General features: G+C 61.6%; 19 protein-coding genes. 14 read left to right on the forward strand and 5 right to left on the reverse strand.

The genetic code is table 11. The features are described 5' to 3' along the window. Positions 1 to 77 precede the first annotated feature (77 nt). The 5 genes from AC1RMX_RS01185 (at position 78) to AC1RMX_RS01205 (ending at position 5,421) form a co-directional block, all read left to right on the forward strand. Positions 78 to 1,433, forward strand: coding sequence for a M16 family metallopeptidase (locus tag AC1RMX_RS01185; protein WP_096817578.1), 1,356 nt, complete (start codon positions 78 to 80; stop codon positions 1,431 to 1,433). Beyond that, entirely contained in the window at positions 1,426 to 2,916 is a 1,491-nt protein-coding gene (locus AC1RMX_RS01190) for a M16 family metallopeptidase (protein WP_493070136.1), read from the forward strand. Before AC1RMX_RS01185 ends, AC1RMX_RS01190 begins: the two co-directional genes overlap by 8 nt. Next, entirely contained in the window at positions 2,916 to 3,524 is a 609-nt protein-coding gene (gene rsmD / locus AC1RMX_RS01195; protein WP_096817575.1) for a 16S rRNA (guanine(966)-N(2))-methyltransferase RsmD, read from the forward strand. The genes AC1RMX_RS01190 and rsmD overlap by 1 nt, the downstream gene beginning before the upstream one ends. 63 nt (positions 3,525 to 3,587) lie before the next feature. Continuing rightward, positions 3,588 to 4,586 (forward strand): hydrolase, encoded by a 999-nt coding sequence (locus AC1RMX_RS01200; protein ID WP_493070138.1) that lies wholly within the window; start codon positions 3,588 to 3,590, stop codon positions 4,584 to 4,586. 4 nt (positions 4,587 to 4,590) lie between these two features. Next, positions 4,591 to 5,421, forward strand: a complete 831-nt coding sequence (locus AC1RMX_RS01205; RefSeq protein WP_085731553.1) for an AraC family transcriptional regulator — start codon at positions 4,591 to 4,593, stop codon at positions 5,419 to 5,421. A gap of 6 nt (positions 5,422 to 5,427) precedes the next feature. Here the strand turns inward: AC1RMX_RS01205 and AC1RMX_RS01210 are convergent, their stop codons facing one another. Next, complete coding sequence (locus tag AC1RMX_RS01210; RefSeq protein ID WP_493070140.1) at positions 5,428 to 6,282, reverse strand: sulfurtransferase; 855 nt, start codon at positions 6,280 to 6,282, stop codon at positions 5,428 to 5,430. Positions 6,283 to 6,309: 27 nt separating this feature from the next. Beyond that, complete coding sequence (locus tag AC1RMX_RS01215) at positions 6,310 to 6,981, reverse strand: TetR/AcrR family transcriptional regulator (RefSeq protein WP_096817567.1); 672 nt, start codon at positions 6,979 to 6,981, stop codon at positions 6,310 to 6,312. Between the two features lie 146 nt (positions 6,982 to 7,127). Here AC1RMX_RS01215 and AC1RMX_RS01220 point away from each other — a divergent pair, with 146 nt between their 5' ends. The 5 genes from AC1RMX_RS01220 (at position 7,128) to AC1RMX_RS01240 (ending at position 11,714) form a co-directional block, all read left to right on the forward strand. Next, positions 7,128 to 8,558 (forward strand): coniferyl aldehyde dehydrogenase, encoded by a 1,431-nt coding sequence (locus AC1RMX_RS01220; RefSeq protein WP_096817565.1) that lies wholly within the window; start codon positions 7,128 to 7,130, stop codon positions 8,556 to 8,558. A 24-nt stretch (positions 8,559 to 8,582) separates the two neighbouring features. Beyond that, the gene (locus AC1RMX_RS01225; RefSeq protein WP_493065682.1) at positions 8,583 to 9,128 is read left to right on the forward strand and encodes a twin-arginine translocation pathway signal protein; all 546 of its coding nucleotides are present in this window, start codon (positions 8,583 to 8,585) and stop codon (positions 9,126 to 9,128) included. Between the two features lie 41 nt (positions 9,129 to 9,169). After that, positions 9,170 to 10,765 carry a GMC family oxidoreductase gene (locus tag AC1RMX_RS01230; protein WP_493070143.1) on the forward strand — a complete coding sequence of 532 codons (1,596 nt, stop codon included), beginning with the start codon at positions 9,170 to 9,172 and terminating at the stop codon, positions 10,763 to 10,765. A gap of 115 nt (positions 10,766 to 10,880) precedes the next feature. Then, the gene (gene coaD, locus AC1RMX_RS01235; RefSeq protein ID WP_003229157.1) at positions 10,881 to 11,360 is read left to right on the forward strand and encodes a pantetheine-phosphate adenylyltransferase; all 480 of its coding nucleotides are present in this window, start codon (positions 10,881 to 10,883) and stop codon (positions 11,358 to 11,360) included. A gap of 102 nt (positions 11,361 to 11,462) precedes the next feature. Continuing rightward, positions 11,463 to 11,714 carry a YfhL family 4Fe-4S dicluster ferredoxin gene (locus AC1RMX_RS01240; RefSeq protein WP_003195146.1) on the forward strand — a complete coding sequence of 84 codons (252 nt, stop codon included), beginning with the start codon at positions 11,463 to 11,465 and terminating at the stop codon, positions 11,712 to 11,714. Between the two features lie 38 nt (positions 11,715 to 11,752). On the opposite strand, the gene AC1RMX_RS01245 is transcribed toward AC1RMX_RS01240, so the two are convergent. The 3 genes from AC1RMX_RS01245 to AC1RMX_RS01255 all read right to left on the reverse strand — a co-directional run bounded on the left by AC1RMX_RS01245 (position 11,753) and on the right by AC1RMX_RS01255 (position 13,796). Continuing rightward, on the reverse strand, positions 11,753 to 12,076 hold the full coding sequence (locus AC1RMX_RS01245; protein WP_102619681.1) for a multidrug transporter: 324 nt from the start codon (positions 12,074 to 12,076) through the stop codon (positions 11,753 to 11,755). 69 nt (positions 12,077 to 12,145) lie between these two features. After that, a complete protein-coding gene (gene mutM, locus AC1RMX_RS01250; protein ID WP_192559222.1) occupies positions 12,146 to 12,958 on the reverse strand; it encodes a bifunctional DNA-formamidopyrimidine glycosylase/DNA-(apurinic or apyrimidinic site) lyase in 813 nt (270 codons plus the stop codon). Between the two features lie 25 nt (positions 12,959 to 12,983). After that, positions 12,984 to 13,796, reverse strand: a complete 813-nt coding sequence (locus tag AC1RMX_RS01255; RefSeq protein WP_173861305.1) for an HDOD domain-containing protein — start codon at positions 13,794 to 13,796, stop codon at positions 12,984 to 12,986. A 266-nt stretch (positions 13,797 to 14,062) separates the two neighbouring features. Here AC1RMX_RS01255 and AC1RMX_RS01260 point away from each other — a divergent pair, with 266 nt between their 5' ends. From AC1RMX_RS01260 to AC1RMX_RS01275, 4 genes are all read left to right on the forward strand, one after another. After that, on the forward strand, positions 14,063 to 15,259 hold the full coding sequence (locus AC1RMX_RS01260) for a class I SAM-dependent rRNA methyltransferase (protein WP_493070145.1): 1,197 nt from the start codon (positions 14,063 to 14,065) through the stop codon (positions 15,257 to 15,259). A 436-nt stretch (positions 15,260 to 15,695) separates the two neighbouring features. After that, positions 15,696 to 16,769, forward strand: a complete 1,074-nt coding sequence (locus tag AC1RMX_RS01265) for a SagB family peptide dehydrogenase (RefSeq protein WP_493070147.1) — start codon at positions 15,696 to 15,698, stop codon at positions 16,767 to 16,769. Further along, complete coding sequence (locus AC1RMX_RS01270; protein WP_096817541.1) at positions 16,766 to 17,722, forward strand: diiron oxygenase; 957 nt, start codon at positions 16,766 to 16,768, stop codon at positions 17,720 to 17,722. Before AC1RMX_RS01265 ends, AC1RMX_RS01270 begins: the two co-directional genes overlap by 4 nt. After that, on the forward strand, positions 17,715 to 18,947 hold the full coding sequence (locus AC1RMX_RS01275) for an MFS transporter (RefSeq protein WP_493070149.1): 1,233 nt from the start codon (positions 17,715 to 17,717) through the stop codon (positions 18,945 to 18,947). Before AC1RMX_RS01270 ends, AC1RMX_RS01275 begins: the two co-directional genes overlap by 8 nt. Positions 18,948 to 19,160 lie beyond the last annotated feature (213 nt).

Raw genomic sequence — 19,160 nt, forward strand, 5'->3', positions numbered from 1 at the left:
AAACGGATCAGTATCCTAGCACCTCCTCGCCCGCCTAGGCTAAGACCAAGCGGGCAGCCCAACAGGTTTAAAAACGAATGAATGCTCTAGCCCGCCGCGCCGCAGGCCTGCTGCTCAGCACAGTCTGCCTGCCCCTTTCGGCCCTGGCAGCCGACCCGCAACCGACCCACGAATTCACCCTCGACAACGGTTTGAAGGTTGTCGTGCGCGAAGATCATCGCGCGCCGGTGGTGGTGTCGCAGGTCTGGTACAAGGTCGGCTCCAGCTACGAAACCCCGGGCCAGACCGGCCTGTCCCACGCCCTTGAGCACATGATGTTCAAGGGCAGCGAGAAAGTCGGCCCCGGTGAAGCCTCGCTGATCCTGCGCGACCTCGGCGCCGAAGAGAACGCGTTCACCAGCGATGACTTCACCGCCTACTACCAGGTGCTGGCCCGCGACCGCCTGGGCGTAGCCTTTGAACTGGAAGCCGACCGCATGGCCAATCTGCGTCTGCCGGCCGACGAGTTCGCCAAGGAAATCGAAGTCATCAAGGAAGAGCGCCGCCTGCGCACCGACGACAAACCGATGTCCAAGGCTTACGAGCGCTACAAGGCCATGGCCTACCCGGCCAGCGGCTATCACACGCCGACCATCGGCTGGATGGCCGACCTCGACCGGATGAAGGTCGAAGAGCTGCGCCACTGGTACCAGTCCTGGTACGTGCCGAACAACGCCACGCTGGTGGTGGTCGGTGACGTGACCCCGGACGAGGTGAAAACCCTCGCCCAGCGCTATTTCGGGCCGATCCCGAAACGCGACGTGCCACCGGCGAAAAAACCGCTGGAACTGGCCGAACCCGGCGAACGCCAGATCACTCTGCATGTGCAGACCCAACTGCCCAGCCTGATGCTCGGTTTCAACGTGCCAAGCCTGGCCACCGTCGAGGACAAGCGCTCCATCAATGCCTTGCGCCTAATTTCGGCGCTGCTGGACGGCGGCTACAGCGGTCGTATCCCGACGCAACTGGAGCGCGGCGAAGAGCTGGTGTCCGGCGGTTCGTCGAGTTATGACGCCTACACACGCGGTGACAGCCTGTTCACCCTGTCCGCCACACCGAACACCCAGAAGAAAAAGACCATGGCCCAGGCTGAAGCCGGTCTGTGGAAACTGCTGGAACAGTTGAAAACCACCGCACCGTCCGCCGAAGAACTGGAGCGCGTGCGTGCGCAAGTCATCGCCGGTCTGGTCTTCGAGCGTGACTCGATCACTGCCCAGGCCACCGCCATCGGCCAACTGGAGACGGTCGGCCTGTCGTGGAAATTGATGGACACCGAACTGGCCGATCTGGAAAGCGTCACCCCGCAAGACATCCAGAACGCCGCCAAGCTGTATTTCACCCGCGAACGTCTCAGCGTCGCCCACGTCCTGCCACTGGAGACGACTCATGAGTGAGCGCAAAACCCCACGCCTGTTGCTGCTCGGCATGATCACCGTGGCGGTGATCGGCTCCGCCGCGTTCTACCTGGCGCCGAGCGACAACAGCAAGGCCAGCGAAGCACTGGATAACGCCAAGACCAGCCAGAAGCTGCAATCGCTGGCAGAACTCGACGGAAAGGCCCCGGCCAGCCGCAAGCTCGACGTGCAGACCTGGAACACCGCCGAAGGCGCCAAGGTGTTGTTCGTCGAGGCTCGCGAACTGCCGATGTTCGACATGCGCCTGATCTTTTCCGCCGGCAGCAGCCAGGACGGCAACGCGCCGGGCCTGGCCCTGCTGACCAACGCCATGCTCAACGAAGGCGTGGCGGGCAAGGATGTCGGCGCCATCGCCCAGGGCTTTGAAGGCCTGGGCGCGGATTTCGGCAACGGCGCCTACAAGGACATGGCCATCGCATCGCTGCGTAGCCTAAGTGCCGCCGACAAACGCGAACCGGCGCTGAAGCTGTTCTCCGAAGTGATCGGCAAACCGACCTTCCCCGCCGACTCCTTCGCGCGCATCAAGAACCAGATGCTCGCCGGTTTCGAATACCAGAAACAGAGCCCCGGCAAACTCGCCAGCCTGGAATTGATGAAGCGCCTGTACGGCGATCACCCGTACGCGCACTCCAGCGATGGCAGCGCGCAAAGCGTACCGAAGATCACCCTGGCGCAACTGCGTGAGTTCCACGCCAAGGCGTATGCCGCCGGCAACGTGGTGATTGCGCTGGTCGGCGACTTGTCCCGTGCCGAGGCCGAGGCAATTGCCAATCAGGTTTCTGCCGCCCTGCCAAAAGGCCCGGCGCTGGCGAAGATCGCCCAGCCGCAGGAGCCGAAGGCCAGCGTCGGCCATATCGAGTTCCCGTCCAAGCAGACCAACCTGATGCTTGCGCAACTGGGCATCGACCGTGACGACCCGGACTACGCCGCACTGTCGATGGGCAACCAGATCCTCGGCGGTGGTGGTTTCGGCACTCGTTTGATGAGTGAAGTCCGCGAGAAACGTGGTCTGGCCTACACCGTGTATTCGGCGTTCAGCCCGATGCAGGCGCGCGGCCCGTTCATGATCAATCTGCAGACCCGCGCGGAAATGAGCGAAGGCACCCTGAAACTGGTGCAGGATGTGCTCGCCGATTACCTGAAGACCGGCCCGACCCAGAAAGAACTTGATGACGCCAAGCGCGAACTGGCCGGCAGCTTCCCGCTGTCCACTGCGAGCAACGCCGATATCGTCGGCCAACTCGGCGCCATGGGTTTCTACAACCTGCCGCTGAATTATCTGGACGACTTCATGCGTCAGTCCCAGAGCCTGACCGTCGAGCAGGTTCGCGACGCCCTGAACAAACACTTGAGCACGGATAAACTGGTCATCGTCAGCGCTGGCCCGACCGTGCCGCAAAAGCCGTTACCGGCCCCATCTGATAAACCTGCCGAGCAGCCGCTCGGGGTTCCGGAGCATTAATGGCCAGCCCAAAGAAACCTGTACAAAAACTGCACAACGGTGTGAACCAGTTGCGCATCATCGGCGGCGAATGGCGCAGCCGCAAACTGAGCTTCCCTGATGCGCCGGGCCTGCGTCCGACGCCGGACCGGGTGCGTGAAACCCTGTTCAACTGGCTCGCGCCGTACGTTGCCGGGGCCAAGGTGCTCGATCCGTTCGCCGGCAGCGGCGCGCTGTTCCTGGAAGCGCTGTCTCGCGGCGCGTCCATGGGTCAGGCGCTGGATGCCAGCCATGTTGCGGTCTCCAGCCTGAAAGAACACCTCGGCACGCTGCGCTGCACCAACGGCCACGTGCAGACCGCCGATGCCTTGCGCTATCTGGAAACCCAGACCGCGACCGCGTTCGATCTGGTGTTCCTCGACCCGCCGTTCAACCAGAACCTGCTGCCCGCCGTGTGCACGCTGCTGGAAGAACGCCAATGGCTGGCCGATGATTCGTGGATCTACACTGAAAGCGAAACCGCGCCATCGACCCTCGGCCTGCCAGGCAACTGGCGCCTGCACCGCGAGCAGAAATCCGGGCGGGTGTACTACGCGTTGTGGCAACGTATGGCAGTGATCGCCGGTTAACCGACCGGCCTGAAAAAGCGGCGAGCTTCAGCCGAGGCTCGCTGCGCTGCATCGAGAGCAAACGTGTCCCTTTCGTCAAAATCGTTCATCCCCGCCTTCGGCCTCGGCAATCCGCACCTGCAAACCTTGTGGGGGCCGCTGTGGCGCAAAACCGTGCACCTTGATCGCCAGCGCGAACGATTGTGGCTGGACGACGGCGATTTCCTCGACCTTGACTGGCACGGCCCCCACAGTGCGGAAGCGCCGTTGGTATTGGTGCTGCACGGGCTGACTGGCTCATCCAATTCGCCTTACGTGGCCGGAATCCAGGCAGCGCTCGCCGCCCAAGGCTGGGCGAGTGTTGCGCTGAACTGGCGTGGTTGCTCGGGCGAGCCGAACCTGTTGCCGCGCAGCTACCATTCCGGCGCCAGCGAAGACCTCGCCGAAACCATCCGTCATCTGAAGGCCAAGCGGCCACTGGCGCCGCTGTATGCGGTCGGCTACTCCCTCGGTGGCAACGTGCTGCTCAAGCATCTGGGGGAAACCGGCAGCGCCAGCGGCGTGCTCGGTGCGGTGGCGGTGTCGGTGCCGTTTCGTCTGGATCAGTGCGCCGACCGTATTGGCCAGGGTTTCTCGAAGGTCTATCAGGCGCACTTCATGCGCGAGATGGTCGCCTACATCAAGAACAAGCAGCGCCAGTTCCAGCACGACGGCCGCGAGGAGGGTCTTGCCGCATTGGCCGCCCTCGGCTCACTGGAAAACATGCGCACCTTCTGGGATTTCGACGGCCGGGTGACGGCGCCACTGAATGGCTTTGCCGATGCCGAGGATTACTATCGCCGGGCATCGAGCCGCTACTTTCTTGGCGAGATCCGTACACCGACCCTGATCATTCAAGCGGCGGACGACCCGTTCGTGTTCCCCCACAGCCTGCCTTCAGCCAGTGAGCTGTCGAGTTCGACCGCGTTCGAATTGCAGAGCAAGGGCGGGCATGTCGGCTTCGTCGATGGCTCGTTCCGCCAACCGGGTTATTACCTGGAACGGCGCATTCCCCAGTGGCTGGCCGACTCGGGGCGCGGGTGACGTCATGAGCGAACAGGGCGAGTCGATCCGTTTCTGGCAAACCGCGCCACTGGCCGGGGTCGAATTACTGTCGGCGCGCTACATCGAGCATCGCTTCGCCCCGCATGTCCACGACGGCTACGTGATCGGCATGATCATGGCCGGCGCCCAGCGCTACCGCTATCGCGGTGCCGAACACCTGGCCGGCAGCGGCACGCTGGTGCTGATCAACCCGGACGAATTGCACACCGGCCACAAAGGCACCGAGGACGGTTGGCTGTACCGGGCGTTTTATCCGGATACCGGCAAGATTGTCTCGCTGCTCGAAGAACTGGAACTGCCGACTGCGCCGATGCCGGCTTTTGGCGCGACGCTATACCGCGATCCGGATCTGGTCAACGGCTTCAGCCAGTTGCACCGCTTGCTGGAAAGCCCCGCCACCGCGCTGCAACAGCAAACGGTGTGGCGCGAAATGATGATGCTGCTGTTGCAACGCCACGCGGCGGTGCAGATCAACGGCAAACCCGGCAAGGAACATCGTGCGGTGGTGATGGCCAAGGAATTGCTGCACGCACAACTGGCGGCGCCACCCTCGCTGGAAGAACTGGCGGCAGCGGTGAACCTGTCGCCCTTCCACTTCGCCCGGGTGTTCCGCCGCGCCACCGGCATGCCGCCGCACACCTGGCTGATGCAACAGCGGATTGCCTGCGCGCGGGGCTTGTTGCAGAGCGGCTGCCTTCCGGTGGAAGTCGCCACACAGTTGGGCTTTGCCGACCAGAGCCATCTGAGCCGGCAGTTCAAACAGGTTTATGGTGTGGGCCCGGCGGCCTATCGCAGCGCGCGGCTGGACCGCTGAACGCGCTTACTCGCCGGTGGCGATACCGCGCGAAGGCTCATTGATCCACTCGCTCCACGACCCGGCATACAGCGAACCCAACGGATAACCCGCCAGGCACAGGGCGAACAGGTTGTGACACGCCGTCACCCCCGAGCCGCAATACGCCACCAGATCGGCCGGCGAGCGCGCGCCGAGTTTCGCGGCAAAGCGCTGCTTGAGCTGGTCGGACGGCAGGAAACGCCCATCGCTGCCCAGATTGTCGGTGAACGCCGCGCATTGCGCGCCGGGAATGTGCCCGGCGATCGGGTCGATCGGCTCCACTTCTCCCTTGAAACGCGGCAAGGCGCGGGCATCGAGCAGAGTCAGAGCCGGTTGACCGAGGCGTTGCTGCAATTGCTCGGCGCTGAGCAGCAGATGTTTGTCCGGATGCCCGCTGAACGTCCCGCGAGTCACCGAAGGCGCATCCAGGCTCAGCGGCAGACCGGCCGCGTGCCAGGCCTTGAGCCCGCCATCGAGAATGAACACGCCGTCGCGCTTGCCCAGCCACGCCAGCAACCACCAGGCCCGCGCCGCGTAGGCACCGGGGCCGTCGTCATACAGAACCACGTCGCTGTCGTTGTTGATGCCGAAGGCTTGCAGGCGCTCGATCAGCGCTGCCGGCTCCGGCAACGGATGACGCCCGGTCACGCCCTTGGTCACCGGGCCGCTGAGGTCTCGCTCAAGATCGGCATAGCTCGCCCCGGCAATGTGTCCTTCGGCATAGCTGCGCTGGCCGTAGTCCGGGTCTTCGAGGGCAAAACGGCAGTCGAGAATCACCAGCCCCGGTTGCTCCTTGCGGGCATCCAGCGTGGTCGGGCTGATCAGTTGCGCAATCGGCATAGCGAACGACTCCTGTGAGCGGATGGGTCAGGACCTTTCTTCGAGGGCCTGGGCCAACGGTACGTAGAATTCTTCGAACAGTGCGTTGACCTCATCGCGGGCCTGCTCGGTGACAAACCCCGCTTCCAGCACCAGCACCTGATACACGCCACGTTTAATGGCCTGCTCGCTGAGGTGATTGGAGTTTTCCCGGGTCGTGCACAGAAAGCGCACCCAGGAGGTGAGGATGATCCACGCGTTGAGGGTCAGGGATTCGATCTGCACCCGGTCCATCTTGAGGATGCCGGCGGCGACGAAGCCTTCATAGATCGCCGCGCCCTGAATCACACAGCGCTGGGAAAAGCGCCGGTAACGCCCGGCCAGGTCCGGGTCGCTGTCGAGCAGGTGCTCAAGATCGCGATGCAGGAAGCGGTAGCGCCACATCGCCGACAACAGTTCCTTGAGATAGAAACGCTTGTCTTCGACCGTCGCCGCACGCCCCTGAGGCGGGCGCAGGAAGCTGTCCACCAGGCTTTCGTACTCACTGAACAGCACGGAGATGATCGCCTGCTTGTTGGGGAAGTGGTAGTACAGGTTGCCCGGAGAAATCTCCATGTGAGCGGCGATGTGGTTGGTGCTGATGCTGCGCTCGCCCTGCTGATTGAACAGCTCGAGGCTGTTCTGCACGATGCGCTCGCTGGTTTTGATCCGTGGGGCCATGGCTTGAGCTTTAATTCAGAGTGCGTTGGGGGGCATCTTACGACCTAACCGGAATGGGATAAAACCATGACGCACAAGGAAGTCATTTGACTTTCTAGAGCATAGACTCTAAAAAGTTCCTCACGACAACAAATCCGGAGCCGACAATGACCGCCGATATTGCCTACCTGCAATCGTTGCAACAGCCGCTGGAAGAGCTCAACCGGTTGTTCAACGCGCAGCGCGCCGCCTACGCCGCCAACCCGATGCCGCCGGCCGCCCAGCGCCAGCAATGGCTCAAGGCGTTGCGCGATCTGCTGAGCAGCGAACGGCAGGCGCTGGTCGAGGCGATCAGTTCGGATTTCAGCCACCGCAGCGCCGATGAAACCCTGCTCGCCGAGTTGATGCCGAGCCTGCATGGCATTCATTACGCCAGCCGCCATATCAGCCAGTGGATGAAGCCATCGCGGCGCAAAGTGGGTGTCGCCTTCCAGCCGGCATCGGCAAAAGTGGTGTATCAGCCGCTGGGCGTGGTCGGCGTGATCGTGCCTTGGAACTACCCTCTGTTTCTGGCCATGGGCCCGTTGACCGGCGCGCTCGCAGCGGGCAATCGGGTGATGCTCAAACTCAGCGAATCGACCCCGGCCACCGGCCTGCTGCTCAAGGAGTTGCTGGCGCGGATCTTCCCGGAAGACCTGGTTTGCGTGGTGCTCGGCGAGGCCGATGTCGGCGTGGCGTTCTCGAAACTGCGCTTCGATCACCTGCTGTTCACCGGCGCCACCAGCATCGGCAAGCACGTGATGCGCGCAGCGGCGGAAAACCTCACGCCAGTGACTCTCGAACTGGGCGGCAAATCCCCGGCCATCGTCTCCCGCGATGTGCCGCTCAAGGACGCCGCCGAGCGCATCGCCTTCGGCAAGACGCTCAACGCCGGCCAGACCTGCGTGGCCCCGGACTACGTGCTGGTGCCGGAAGATCGGGTCGGCGGTTTCGTCGAAGCCTATCGCCAGGCCGTGCGCGGGTTTTATCCGACACTCGCCGACAACCCGGACTACACCGCCATCATCAACGAGCGCCAATTGGCTCGACTGAACAGCTACCTCAGCGACGCCACCAGCAAGGGCGCGCTGCTGATTCCGCTGTTCGATCAGGGCCAGGGCCGACGCATGCCTCACAGCCTGCTGCTGAATGTCAGTGACGAGATGACGGTGATGCAGGACGAAATCTTCGGCCCGCTGTTGCCGATCGTGCCGTATCAGGATCTGGATCAGGCATTTGCTTACATCAATCAACGGCCACGTCCTCTGGCTCTTTACTACTTCGGCTACGACAAACGCGAACAAAAACGCGTGCTCCACGAAACCCATTCCGGTGGCGTCTGCCTCAACGATACGTTGCTGCATGTGGCCCAGGACGACATGCCCTTCGGCGGTATCGGGCCGTCGGGGATGGGCCATTACCACGGGCACGAAGGTTTTCTGACCTTCAGCAAGGCCAAGGGTGTACTGGTTAAACAGCGCTTCAACGCGGCGAAGCTGATCTACCCGCCGTACGGCAAATCCATCCAGAAACTGATCCAGAAACTGTTCATTCGCTAACGTCACCGCCGGGTAATAACAACAATGCACCCAAGCCTGACCGAAACACCTGCACTGTCGCGCCGTGGCCTGCTGAAATTCAGCCTGGGCGCCACGGCTTTCCTCGCCACCGCCGGCCTCGGCGCCAGCCTCAGCGGCTGTTCGTCGAGCGTATCGGCCAACGGATTCACCGCGTTGCGTAGCGGCGACCTGCTGTTTCTGCGCGCGCTGATTCCGGTGATGCTCGATGGCGCTGTCGCAGTGGAGAAGATGCCCGCTGCTGTCGACGGAGCGCTGAAGTCCCTGGATTACAGCCTCGATCACCTGTCGCCGGAAATGCTCAAACTCACCCGGCAACTGTTCGACGTACTGGGCATGGCCGTGACCCGAGGACCGCTGACCGGAATCTGGGGCAGCTGGGAAAACGCCAGTCCCGAGGCGATCCGACACTTCCTCGATCGCTGGGAAAACAGCTCGTTGAGCCTGCTGCGCATGGGCCACAGCTCCCTGCAGCAAATGGTGATGATGGCCTGGTACACCCGCGCCGAATCCTGGGCGCACTGCGGTTATCCCGGCCCGCCCACCGTCTGAGACGCGCGCCTCCTCCGAAAAATAATAAGAGAGCCTGATTGATGCCCGTACCTGACCCGTTTCGCGAAGGCCTTGCCCGTGGCTGGAAAACCTACAACGGCGCACAACTGACCGACGACCTGACTCTGGAAGCCGACGTGGCCATCATCGGCAGCGGTGCCGGCGGCGGCACCACGGCGGAAATCCTCAGCGCCGCCGGTTATAAAGTGCTGCTGATCGAAGAAGGTCCGCTCAAGACCAGCAGCGACTTCAAGATGCTGGAAGACAAGGCCTACAGCAGCCTCTATCAGGAAGGCATCGGCCGCATGAGCAAGGACGGCGCGATCACCATCCTTCAGGGTCGCGCGGTCGGCGGCACCACCCTGATCAACTGGACATCGAGCTTCCGAACCCCCGAGCCGACCCTCGAACACTGGGCTAAAGAACACAACGTCAAAGGCCACAGCCCCGCCGACATGGCGCCGTGGTTCGAAAAAATGGAGCAGCGCCTCGGCGTAGCGCCATGGATGATCCCGCCCAACGCCAACAACGACGTAATCCGCAAAGGCTGCGAACAACTGGGCTACAGCTGGCACGTGATCCCGCGCAACGTGCGCGGCTGCTGGAATCTGGGTTATTGCGGCATGGGCTGCCCGACCAACGCCAAACAATCGATGATGGTCACGACCATTCCGGCGACCCTGGAAAAGGGCGGTGAACTGCTTTATCTGGCCCGTGCCGAGAAGCTGTTGATCAGCGGCGACAAAGTGACCGGACTGCAATGCGTGGCGATGGACGAACGCTGCGTCGAGCCGACCGGGCGCAAGATCACGGTCAAGGCCCGCCATTACGTGCTGGCCGGCGGCGGGATCAACAGCCCTGCCCTGCTACTGCGCTCGGATGCGCCGGATCCCCATCAGCGCCTCGGCAAACGCACCTTTCTGCACCCGGTGAACATGTCCGCCGGGCGCTTCGACGAGGTCATCAACCCGTTTTATGGCGCGCCGCAGTCGATCTACTCCGACCACTTCCAGTGGAAGGACGGCACCACCGGGCCGATGGCCTTCAAACTCGAAGTGCCGCCGCTGCACCCGGCGCTGGCCGCCACCCTGCTCGGCGGCTTCGGCCAGGAAAACGCGCAGCACATGGCCGACCTGCCCCATACCCACGCCATGCTGGCGTTGCTGCGTGACGGCTTTCATCAGGACAGCCAGGGCGGCAGTGTCGAATTGCGTGGCGACGGCTCGCCGGTGCTCGATTATCAGGTGTCGTCCTACGCCTGGGACGGTTTGCGCCGGGCCTTCCACGTCATGGCCGAAATCCAGTTCGCCGGTGGCGCCAAAGCGGTGATGCCGATGCACGCCGATGCGCGCTATGTGAACAGTCTGGCCGAGGCACGCAAAATGATCGACGGCTTGAGCCTTGAGCTGTACCGCACACGCCTGGGCAGCGCCCACGTCATGGGCGGTTGTGCAATGGGCGAAGACCCGAAAACCGCCGTCACCGATAGCCTTGGCCGGCATCATCAACTGCGCAATCTGTCGATTCATGACGGCTCGCTGTTCCCCACCAGCATCGGCGCCAACCCGCAGCTGTCGGTATATGGTCTGACGGCGCAACTGGCGACATCCCTCGGCGAACGGTTGAGAAACCCGTGAAAAAGCCGAAGATTCGTACCGTCTATAGTGCTTTCTTACCCAAAAGGCGACTTGGCCGACCGGGACGGCTGCGATACCATCCGACTCCCCAACGGATTCCCGCCAGGACGACGCGATGAACCGAGTGTTGTACCCAGGTACCTTCGACCCTATTACCAAGGGCCATGGCGATCTGGTCGAACGCGCCTCGCGCCTGTTCGACCATGTGATCATCGCCGTCGCCGCCAGCCCCAAGAAGAATCCGCTGTTCCCGCTGGAACAACGGGTCGAGCTGGCTCGCGAGGTCACCAAACACCTGCCGAACGTGGAAGTGGTCGGCTTCTCGACGCTGCTGGCGCATTTCGCCAAAGAGCAGAACGCCAACGTGTTCCTGCGTGGTTTGCGCGCGGTGTCGGACTTCGAATACGAATTCCAGCTGGCCAACATGAACCGCCAACTGGCACCGGATGTGGAGAGCCTGTTCCTCACCCCGTCCGAGCGTTATTCGTTCATTTCCTCGACGCTGGTGCGGGAAATTGCAGCCCTGGGCGGCGATATCAGCAAGTTCGTCCACCCGGCGGTGGCTGACGCCCTGACCCTGCGCTTCAAGAAGTAACGACCGTTCAAACGGCGCCCGCGTGCACTGCGGGCGCCAATGCGGCACAATTGCGCGCATTGATTCATAGCGCCCGGGCTCCCCGCCCCGGCTGGAGTTAGCATGTCCCTGATCATCACCGACGATTGCATCAACTGCGACGTCTGCGAACCTGAGTGCCCGAACGCCGCCATTTCCCAGGGCGAAGAGATCTACGTGATCGACCCGAACCTCTGCACCCAGTGCGTCGGCCACTACGACGAGCCGCAGTGCCAGCAGGTCTGCCCGGTGGATTGCATTCCACTGGACGAAGCCCATCCGGAGACTGAAGAACAGTTGATGGAGAAGTACCGCAAGATTACCGGCAAGGCTTGAGCCTCTGACCCCGATCGCAGCGCCAGGCTGCGATCGCGTCATTCACGCTGCTCGAATCCTTCCCCGGTACAGCCCAGGCAGCGCACGAACGCCGCTTTCGCCGGTGCCACCACCAGCGCCTCCCCCGCATCGCCGACGCCGCCACCCAGTGCGGTAAACGGCAGCGACACCACAAACGCCCCCGCCCCGATCACCGTCGCCGCCACCAGCAAGGGGCGGGCAATCAGCAGATCGCCAATCATGGCGTAGGCCGGTGGATTCTGGATGGCGTATCGCGGGTCACCGCTGCCGCCTTCCGTGGCATGAACGGTCAGGCCGGAACACAGCAGCAGTGCGAGAAACAGGGCTTGCGAGGATTTCATGGCACGATCCTTCGGGCTGAACAGTGAGACAACTCACTATAGACCGTAGGACTTTTTCAGCTTTTGCGCTCAGCTTTGGCAGCGCGGACAGAAGACGCTGGCACGCTGACCCAGTTTCACTTCCCGCAGACCGGTGCCGCAGACTTTGCAGTGCTCGTTACCACGCCCGTAGACAAACAGTTCCTGCTGGAAATACCCCGGCTGCCCATCGCCACCGATGAAATCACGCAACGTGGTGCCGCCACGTTCGATGGCGGCGGCGAGGATGCGCTTGATCTCGATTGCCAGCTTCAGATAGCGCGCCCGGGAAATGCCCTTGGCTTCGCGACGCGGATCGATACCGGCGGCGAACAGCGCTTCCGTCGCGTAAATGTTGCCGACGCCCACCACCACTGCGTTATCCATGATGAACGGTTTGACCGCCATCGACCGCCCGCGTGACAACTGATAGAGACGCTCGCCATCAAACAGATCGGTCAACGGCTCCGGGCCCAGGCGAATCAGCAATTCGTGATTGAGTGGGTCGGTGCTCCAGAGCATCGCGCCGAAGCGCCGCGGATCGGTGTAACGCAGGGCCAGGCCGGATTCCAGCTCGATGTCGACATGCTCGTGTTTGGCCGCCGGCAACCCGACTTCAACCAGCCGCAGATTGCCCGACATGCCCAAGTGGCTGATCAGTGTGCCGACCTCGGCGTTGATCAGCAGATACTTGGCGCGCCGCTCGACCAGCACGATGCGCTGCCCGGACAGGCGCACATCGAGGTCTTCGGGAATCGGCCAGCGCAGCCGCCGGTCACGCACGATCACCCGGCTGACGCGCTGGCCTTCCAGGTGCGGGGCGATGCCGCGGCGGGTGGTTTCGACTTCCGGCAATTCAGGCATGGGTGTCTCGAATCAGTTTGCTAAATCAATGTGCGCCAAGTTCGCGGATCGTCTGCTTCAACGTTTCGAAGTCGTAATCCGAGAGGCCGATGTATTCGAGCACCAGCGGCCCGACGGCCTGCCATTCGAAGTCTTCGGTCTGGTTGCCCAGCACCCGATACGACGCGCAGATGTGCTCGGCCATTTTCAGGATCGCCAGCAGGTTTTTCATCTGGCTGTTGCGTGAAGTCTCGTCGCTGAAGATCGCCATCGCATTGTGGTGGTTGGCGATGGCCGCGCTGACGTGTTCCGGCAGGCGCCAGGACTTGGCGGTGTAGTAACCGACCACCGAGTGATTGGTGTTGTAGACATCGTTCTCGGTGTCCACAACCCGGCGTTCGGCACCCGCGTTGGCATAGGCCTCTTCGAGTGTCTTCATGTAATCCGGGAAACGCTGGAGCATCAGCGGCACGCCGCAGTCATGGAACAGGCCCAATGCGTAGGCCTCGTCGCTCGCCTCGGTGCCGACGCGCTTGGCCAGGGTCAGGCAGGTCATGGCCACGTCCTGGGCGGTATCCCAGAAGCGGTTCAGGGTGACGATGGTGTCATCGTTCATCTCGCCCTTGATCGACATCGCGTTGATCAGGTTGATGATCGAACGACTGCCCAGCAGGTTCACCGCGCGCTTGATCGAAGTGATCTTGTTGCTCAGGCCGTAATACGGCGAATTGACGATTTTCAACAGAGAGCCGGACAGGCCGGGGTCCTGGGAGATCAGCTTGGCGATCGTCTCCAGGTCCGGGTCGGGCATGTACTGCTCCATTTGCAGATCCACCATGATCTGCGGTTGCGCAGGCACGCTGATGCCTTGCAGGGACTGTTGAATCTGTTCGGTGGTCAGCTCTTGGGACATAAGTACACACTCTGGGACAGGCGGCGATTCTAACCCCTAAAAACCGACGAACGACACATCGGGGGCAGATCGACGGAAACTTTCATTCAAGACCATTTGGCCAATTCTGCCTTCATCCGCTGACAGGCCGGGCTTGCGCGCCACATGTCCAGCACCGAACCCGCGTGCAGCGCAACACGGTATACTCCCGCTCTTTTTTCCGGAGCGACGTCATGTCCCTGCCTAGCTTGCGCCTCAAAGCCAACGCCGACCGTCGCCTGCGCGCCGGTCACCTGTGGATCTACAGCAACGAAATCGACGTGGCCGCGACCCCGTTGCACGGCTTCAAGGCCGGCGACCAGGCGACCCTCGAAGCCGCCGGCGGCAAGCCGCTGGGCATCGTCGCCATGAGCCCGAACAACCTGATCTGCGCCCGCCTGCTGTCGCGCGACATCAAGCTGCCGCTGGACAAGTCGCTGCTGGTGCATCGCCTGAACGTGGCCCTGTCCCTGCGCGATCGCCTGTTCGACAAGCCGTTCTATCGTCTGGTCTACGGTGATTCCGACCTGCTGCCGGGTCTGGTGGTCGACCGTTTCGGCGACATCCTCGTGGTGCAGATCGCTTCGGCGACCATGGAAGCGCATAAAGATGACGTGATCGCGGCGCTGACCCAAGTGCTCAAGCCAAGCGGCATCCTGTTCAAGAACGATTCCGCCGCCCGTGATGCCGAAGGCCTCGAGCGCTACACCGAAACCGTGTTCGGCCTGGTGCCGGAGTGGGTGGCGCTGGAAGAGAACGGCGTGAAATTCGAAGCCCCGGTGATTCAGGGCCAGAAAACCGGCTGGTTCTACGACCACCGCATGAACCGCGCGCGCCTGGCCCCTTACGCCAAAGGCAAACGCGTGCTGGACCTCTACAGCTACATCGGTGGCTGGGGTGTGCAGGCTGCCGCATTCGGCGCCAGCGAAGTGTTCTGCGTCGACGCCTCGGGCTTCGCCCTCGACGGTGTTGAGCGCAACGCCGCGCTGAACGGCTTCGCCGACAAGATGACCTGCATCGAAGGCGACGTCTTCGAAGCCCTGAAGGAACTCAAGGCCAGCGAAGAGCGCTTCGACGTGATCGTTGCCGACCCGCCTGCGTTCATCAAACGCAAGAAGGACATGAAAAACGGTGAAGGCGCCTACCGCCGCCTGAACGAGCAAGCCATGCGCCTGCTCAACAAGGACGGCATCCTGTTCAGCGCTTCGTGCTCGATGCACCTGCCGGAAGACGATCTGCAGAACATCCTGCTGACCAGCGCCCGCCACCTGGACCGCAACATCCAGCTGCTGGAGCGTGGTGGTCAGGGCCCGGATCACCCGGTGCACCCGGCCATTCCGGAAACCCGCTACATCAAGAGCATCACCTGCCGTCTGCTGCCCAACAGCTAACGGTATCGATGCATAAAAGAAGGGGAGCCAACGGGCTCCCCTTCTTTTTGCCTTCCGTTATTGGCTTTCCTACATTTATCGTCCGGTCAGCGTGCAGGACATTTCCTTACATCCATCATTTACCAATATCTAACTTACAAGACCTTTTCAAGCGGAAGATCACTCCGACAAAATTACTGGAATATTCCTACTTAATATCCGCTTGCGATTAATCCATTACAAACTATTATTAAGTCGTCACCACGAGGTGACACTCAACAAACAACGAAGCATCAATGAACAAGGAGTTCAAACATGAAAGCAATTACTCTGGAATCCCGCAAAATCGCAAACCTGGCTTTTCTGGTTGCACCTAAAACCCGATAAGTAAGGCGGCGCTGGGTATTGCCGGCTACCCAGCGTCTTTGATGACCTATCCAGAGAGCCTTGCCTTAACATGCAAATAAATCCCTATCTATTCATATTGCCGCGCACGCCAGGACAAATAGTCTGGAACTATAAAGATCACACGCAACATGAACTCGATCTGGACTATTCATCTCGCCTGGCACAACTAATCCACAACCCCGAGCTGTACGACAACGACAACATCATAGATACACAGTTACTCAATGCCGGAATACTGACAACATCGACAATAAACAACCCCATATGGGGCTGGGATGAACTGTCGAAGATTTATCACATCGGCACCCGCAACATTCCCTGCGAATACATTCCGAAAAACATTCATGAATGGGCCAGACAATACCTGGAACATTGCAACGAAGTGCTCGCCTCCTCGCCCCCGGCCGATGACACGGCTGAGCGCCCCCCAGGCAGACGCATCGCTCTCCCCGCGCCGTCGACATTGAATGACGACAGTCTGTCGAACGCCCTGACCCGGCGAAAAACCTGCCGGTCCTTCACCGGTTCAGCCGTTCGGCTGAGTGATGTCGGCTCCTTGCTGTACCTGACTCTCGGCTATCTGCACGAGCGCGAAGGCGATTGCGACGACAGCATCGCCGAAGGACTCGACGCCCGCCGCAGCAGCCCTTCCGGTGGCGGGCTCAATGCCTGCGAAGGTTACCTGCTGATCCAGAACGTCGAAGGACTGGCATCTGGCGTATATGCCTATCACCCGACCGAACACGCCTTGAGCCTGATCAACCCGTCGCCCGACACAGCGCTGGGCAATCTGCTGGGAGGCCAGCACTTCATCAACAACCTGCCACTGGGCCTGTTCATCACCGCCCGTTTCGACAGGCTCTGGTGGAAGTATCCCCACTCGCGCGCCTACCGAATGGCGTTCGTCGAGGCCGGGCATCTTTCACAGACGTTTCAACTGGCCGCCACCGCGCTAGGCATGAACACCTGGCTGACAGGTGCATTCGCCGACGATCAGGTCGACACATTGCTGCAACTGGAGAACGGTACCGAGCAACCGCTGTTCTTTGTCGGTTGCGGCGAAAGCGACGGTCAGGCGATGTGCCAGGAAATGCGCGACCTGCTGCGTGAGTCGCAAGCATGAGCCTTCTCTCCCAAGCCCCGGCCTTCGAGTTTTCACTAGGCGACTGGAACACCCGCGCTTCGGTGCGTACCAGCGCCCACGATTACCGCTTGCCGGCTGACATCGCGCAACAACTGGAAACCCGTCATTGGTTCCCGCCGGCATTTCTGCCCTATCTTGCCCACCCGGCCATCGAAGCGGCGGGCCGTTCGGTAGTGCATCGGCTCACGGCCAGTCATCTGGTGCATTTTCTCGACTACACCACGTTGCTTGAACACCGCATCGTCAATCGCGCCGTGGAAGTCATCGTCCACGGCGAACTGCCGGTCGATGTTCCGCCCTCCATGAAAACCGCTGCACTGCAGCTCTACACCGATGAGGGCTACCACGCCCTGTTTTCCCATCAGGTCGCGGAACAGATCGCCGGGTTCTACGCCATCACCGGGCGCCCGGTGATGCCCAGGCGCATCACGCGGATGAACGGGCTGATCGCCAGAACCCCTCAAGAGCAGCGACCGCTGACAGGGTTCCTGCTCGGCTTCGTCTCGGAAACCATCATTGCCCGGGAACTGCTCGACGTCTGCCGGGACAGCCTGGTGTCCGGGGTCAACGACATGCTGCGCGATCACCTCGCGGACGAAGCGCGCCACAGTCGCTACTTCACTGAAGTGTTCCACTACCTCTGGCTGCACCTGGGCGCGCAACAACGAACGTTCGCCGCCGCCACCCTGCTTGAGATCCTCGGGATCTTCTTCGAAATCGATGAACCGTGGCTGCGGCAAAGCCTGTACAACGCCGGGATCGCAGACAGCGTCGTGACGGAGATACTCGGCAAGCTGGTAACGGTGCAAGCCACCCGATCGCGCGCACGGGCAGGCAGCGTCGCCACGTTGAATGCACTGAAGAAAGCCGGATTTTTCACTGAACCTCAAAACCAGATACTTTTCGCCAAGGCAGGATTGATCGATGGATAAAGGAAAACCCGGGGTGACGACCCGACAACGTCGCGGGGCCGTCAGCCTGTTGCTGGCGATGGTGTTGCTGGGTGTATTTCCGCTGGATGTCCTGCTGCCTTCGTTCCCGGCACTGGCCGAACACTTTCGCCGCACGCCGGCGGACATCGCGCTGTCCATCAGCCTGTTCGCCGTCGGCATCGCCTTCGCCCAGTTGCTGATCGGGCCGCTTTCGGATGTGATCGGGCGCAAGGGCCTGCTGCTCGCCGGCATGAGCGTTTCAATGCTCGGCGCCCTCGGGTGTGTGATGACCTCGGACTATTCGCTGTTCCTGATATTCCGGGTCGTTCAGGCGCTGGGTTGCGGTTGCTTCGTGCTGTCCCAGGCGTTGGTCCAGGATCTGTTCGAAGGCGAGGAACGTGATCGCCTGCGAATCCTGATGGTCACCGCCGGCGGGATTTTCATCTCGGTATCACCGCTGGCAGGGACTTTCATGCAGGCAACGTTGGGTTGGCGTGGCAGCTTCTGGGTGTTCATCGCATTATCCGCCGTGGTATTGCTCAAGGCCTGTCTGTTTCTGGAAAACAGCCGACCGACCACCAGCGGCACACGTACACACTTCCTCAAGGCCTACCGTCGGGTGCTGGGGGATTTCGACTTCGTCGGCTACTGGCTGATTTCGGCATTCGCGTTCGCCTGCCACTTTTCATTCATCGTGATCTCGCCGCTGATCTTCATGGACCGGCTGCAATTGACCGCCTACGAATTTTCCTTGATCCTGCTGATCTACGGTGCGGCGTACGTCACCGGGGGCATCCTCGCCAGCGTGCTGAGCAGGCGCATCACCAGCGGCCAGCAGATGGTCGTCGGTTTGAGCCTGATCCTGTTCGCCGGTGTGACCATGCTGTACCTGTCGTCGAGCTTTGCACTGGCTCCGGCGACAGTGCTGATCCCGATGCTGATCTGCACCGCCGGCACCACCATCGCCCGACCGGCCGCCACCTCACGGGCCATGAGCCTGTTTCCGGACATCGCCGGCACCTCGGCTTCGGCCGGCAGCACGATCATTTTCATCTGCGGCGGCTTGATCAGTGCCTTGATCAGTCTGAGCCCGACCAACCTGCAATCCACCCTGGGCTACAGCTTTGTCTTGCTCAGTGGTGTGGCGCTCGCCTTGAACAACCGGATCAGCCGTCGCGCCAGAATCCTGCAAACCGGTGCCATCGCACAGCCGGGCGGCGATTAAACCTGCCAGTCGTCATTCCGCACGGGGCGTCAGCGCTGGAACAACGTTTTGCGCCATTCCCTCCTGACGCCAGCGGTGTAGAATCGCGAGATTCATCGCCATTCATCCCCGGCGGGTTTATGAGCTCAGGCTGAGACCAGCGGCGATCCCGCAACGTCATCGGCAACTTCAGGACACACGGCCATTTCTGAGTGTTCCAGACGTCAATAGAAG

The organism is Pseudomonas sp. GW822-FHT03F04 (genome assembly GCF_058801405.1).

Excerpts from the sequence above, each read along its gene's own strand:
- AC1RMX_RS01185 (WP_096817578.1), top strand. The coding sequence starts at position 78 with ATGAATGCTCTAGCCCGCCGCGCCGCAGGCCTGCTGCTCAGCACAGTC.
- AC1RMX_RS01190 (WP_493070136.1), top strand. The coding sequence starts at position 1,426 with ATGAGTGAGCGCAAAACCCCACGCCTGTTGCTGCTCGGCATGATCACC.
- rsmD (WP_096817575.1), top strand. The coding sequence starts at position 2,916 with ATGGCCAGCCCAAAGAAACCTGTACAAAAACTGCACAACGGTGTGAAC.
- AC1RMX_RS01205 (WP_085731553.1), top strand. The coding sequence starts at position 4,591 with ATGAGCGAACAGGGCGAGTCGATCCGTTTCTGGCAAACCGCGCCACTG.
- AC1RMX_RS01210 (WP_493070140.1), bottom strand. The coding sequence starts at position 6,282 with ATGCCGATTGCGCAACTGATCAGCCCGACCACGCTGGATGCCCGCAAG.
- AC1RMX_RS01215 (WP_096817567.1), bottom strand. The coding sequence starts at position 6,981 with ATGGCCCCACGGATCAAAACCAGCGAGCGCATCGTGCAGAACAGCCTC.
- AC1RMX_RS01220 (WP_096817565.1), top strand. The coding sequence starts at position 7,128 with ATGACCGCCGATATTGCCTACCTGCAATCGTTGCAACAGCCGCTGGAA.
- AC1RMX_RS01225 (WP_493065682.1), top strand. The coding sequence starts at position 8,583 with ATGCACCCAAGCCTGACCGAAACACCTGCACTGTCGCGCCGTGGCCTG.
- AC1RMX_RS01230 (WP_493070143.1), top strand. The coding sequence starts at position 9,170 with ATGCCCGTACCTGACCCGTTTCGCGAAGGCCTTGCCCGTGGCTGGAAA.
- coaD (WP_003229157.1), top strand. The coding sequence starts at position 10,881 with ATGAACCGAGTGTTGTACCCAGGTACCTTCGACCCTATTACCAAGGGC.
- AC1RMX_RS01240 (WP_003195146.1), top strand. The coding sequence starts at position 11,463 with ATGTCCCTGATCATCACCGACGATTGCATCAACTGCGACGTCTGCGAA.
- AC1RMX_RS01245 (WP_102619681.1), bottom strand. The coding sequence starts at position 12,076 with ATGAAATCCTCGCAAGCCCTGTTTCTCGCACTGCTGCTGTGTTCCGGC.
- mutM (WP_192559222.1), bottom strand. The coding sequence starts at position 12,958 with ATGCCTGAATTGCCGGAAGTCGAAACCACCCGCCGCGGCATCGCCCCG.
- AC1RMX_RS01260 (WP_493070145.1), top strand. The coding sequence starts at position 14,063 with ATGTCCCTGCCTAGCTTGCGCCTCAAAGCCAACGCCGACCGTCGCCTG.
- AC1RMX_RS01265 (WP_493070147.1), top strand. The coding sequence starts at position 15,696 with ATGCAAATAAATCCCTATCTATTCATATTGCCGCGCACGCCAGGACAA.
- AC1RMX_RS01270 (WP_096817541.1), top strand. The coding sequence starts at position 16,766 with ATGAGCCTTCTCTCCCAAGCCCCGGCCTTCGAGTTTTCACTAGGCGAC.
- AC1RMX_RS01275 (WP_493070149.1), top strand. The coding sequence starts at position 17,715 with ATGGATAAAGGAAAACCCGGGGTGACGACCCGACAACGTCGCGGGGCC.